This is a genomic window from Limnobaculum eriocheiris (assembly GCF_021010575.1).
In the GTDB taxonomy this organism is placed as follows: Bacteria; Pseudomonadota; Gammaproteobacteria; order Enterobacterales; family Enterobacteriaceae; genus Limnobaculum; species Limnobaculum eriocheiris.
In genome coordinates this window covers 1-2,080 of record NZ_JAJNAG010000087.1, presented here as the reverse complement: position 1 = coordinate 2,080, position 2,080 = coordinate 1, and the positions used below count along the sequence as shown (strand labels likewise).

General features: G+C 42.3%; 3 protein-coding genes. 2 read left to right on the top strand and 1 reads right to left on the bottom strand.

Going from position 1 to position 2,080, the window contains the following annotated elements; genetic code table 11:
• Nucleotides 1-527 precede the first annotated feature (527 nt).
• Nucleotides 528-887 carry an antiterminator Q family protein gene (locus LPW36_RS17550; RefSeq protein WP_230611876.1) on the bottom strand — a complete coding sequence of 120 codons (360 nt, stop codon included), beginning with the start codon at nucleotides 885-887 and terminating at the stop codon, nucleotides 528-530.
• 139 nt (nucleotides 888-1,026) lie between these two features.
• Here LPW36_RS17550 and LPW36_RS17545 point away from each other — a divergent pair, with 139 nt between their 5' ends.
• Entirely contained in the window at nucleotides 1,027-1,743 is a 717-nt protein-coding gene (locus LPW36_RS17545) for an XRE family transcriptional regulator (RefSeq protein WP_230611874.1), read from the top strand.
• A 263-nt stretch (nucleotides 1,744-2,006) separates the two neighbouring features.
• Nucleotides 2,007-2,080: IS1 family transposase (locus LPW36_RS17540; protein WP_338085967.1), on the top strand; the 74-nt coding region annotated here is incomplete at its 3' end.

Below are 2,080 nucleotides of genomic sequence, written 5' to 3'. Positions count from 1 at the left end.
TGACATACTTGGTAAACAGGCATAGAGGTGATCTCATTGAATTGATAGCACAATCAGTAGATCACAAAACTCTATGCCTGTCTTTTTTTACCTGCTCATTACTGGGGATTCCTCAGCGCAAAGCGGGGCTAAAGTTGACAGATTGATACGTCACAGATAGTTAATGTATGGCGTCCTGTGGTTTAACCATTTTTATTAATAAGTACCAGGGCTGTTGACGGACAGCATCTGTGACACCTCTTGCCATTCGGGCTTGTTTTCTATCTGCGACTATTCGTATCAAATAAAGCCATAAAGCAGCATCTTTCGGCGATAAAAACAAAAATGCCCGCATTCAATAGCGGGCATGTGTTGAAGCACTCTTCGGATACAACTTTGTGACTTTATACTTCTTACTATACCTGATAATCAGATTAAGTCAACACCTTTAATTTGTTTTAACAACTTTATTTACAGGGGGTTTTAAAATGAAAAGTGCCGCCTTTTGGCAGCACATGGTGGTAAAAATCAAATTTAGAAACTCTTCATCAGACAGAAATCGCCTCTCCCGTTTGGACAAAAATTTGTCCGGCAATAAAAGCTTCTGCCACTCTTAAAATCCCTGCAATATAACTTTGAGCTTTACCCAGTTGCTTTGCCAGCTTTGACTGACTGATTCGATAAACATAGTGTACAATCACCAACTTATAGGCCAATTGGTCATAATGACGGAGGCCTGCGACGGCAGAATCAACCACCATCCCCTGCTCATCATCAGTGCGGAAAAATGTCGAATTACCATCCGGCAAAACCGCCTGAAAAGTGACATTAACTTTGGAATATTCAGTACCGACACTACAACGAGCCCAGTTGCCCCACATCTCTAAAGTCGTCTTGATATTGTGCATTTATCCCCCCGGACATTAACAACAATTGGCTGTGGCGCTATAGTAATCGAAAATTAAAGGTTGATCAACAGATATTAGTTGTTATAGTGGCACTATATTTAGTTGTCACTTTCACCATTTATCTATTATGAGAATCACTATGCAGACGTTAGCAGAGCGCGTTGCAAAGCGGCGCGAACAGTTGGGTTTAAGTCAAAAAACCCTGGCAGAAAAGATTCAGGTCAGCCAACAGTCAATTAATAAAATTGAATCGGGTCAGACTCGCTCACCACGCAATCTGGATAAGCTGGCAGAAGCGCTGGATGTCAGCCCGCAATGGTTGTTATTTGGCGATGAATCAGCCCCCATTAGGCCCATGGATATTTATGATAGTGAAATCAAGGCCAGTAGCCTGCGGGTTGAAGAATGGGAATCAATGAATCGTGACAAAGACGAATTTGTTGAGGTCTCGATGCTGAACGTGGAAGCCGCCTGTGGTGATGGCGCAATGGCTGATAATGAGCATGAAATCTATGCCCTGCCGTTTCGCCGCTATACGCTGCGCAGAATGGGTGTGAATGCCCGTAATGCACGGGTTGTTCGGGTTATCGGTAATAGCATGGCTCCTATGTTACGTAGTGGAGATGTCGTAGGCATCGATACCGCCAATAACTCAACCATTATTGATGGCGATCTGTACGCTATTCGTGATGGCAATCTGATCAGAGTAAAGCAATTAATCCCACGCCCGGACGGTGGAATGATCATTAAAAGCTTTAACAATACAGATTACCCTGATGAACAGTTGTCCAGAGAGGAGTTTGAGCAACGCATTCATATTATCGGACGGGTTTTTTGGTCATCCACGCTTTGGTAAGAAAAATTTTTTATTTATTCAAAAAGGCCTGTTCAGTTCACAAATCTGTCAGGCGTACCCTGTCCATATTTTTAACTGGACACTTCGCAAATCGCATGATTATTACCTTATTCACCACCGATACGACAACAAATAAAAAATATTATAAAAAAAACATTGCTAAAGCGTTGTATGAATGAGCTTAATTAATCCGATTAAACCAATAAACACCAGGTCGTGACGCATATTTAGTGTTGTGGTATTCTTCGCCCTTTGGATGATTGATGGCAAAGATTGATGTAGTTTGTCCCCGCTGTTCTGAAACGAGTGATGTGATCCGAAACGGTCATTCCACCTC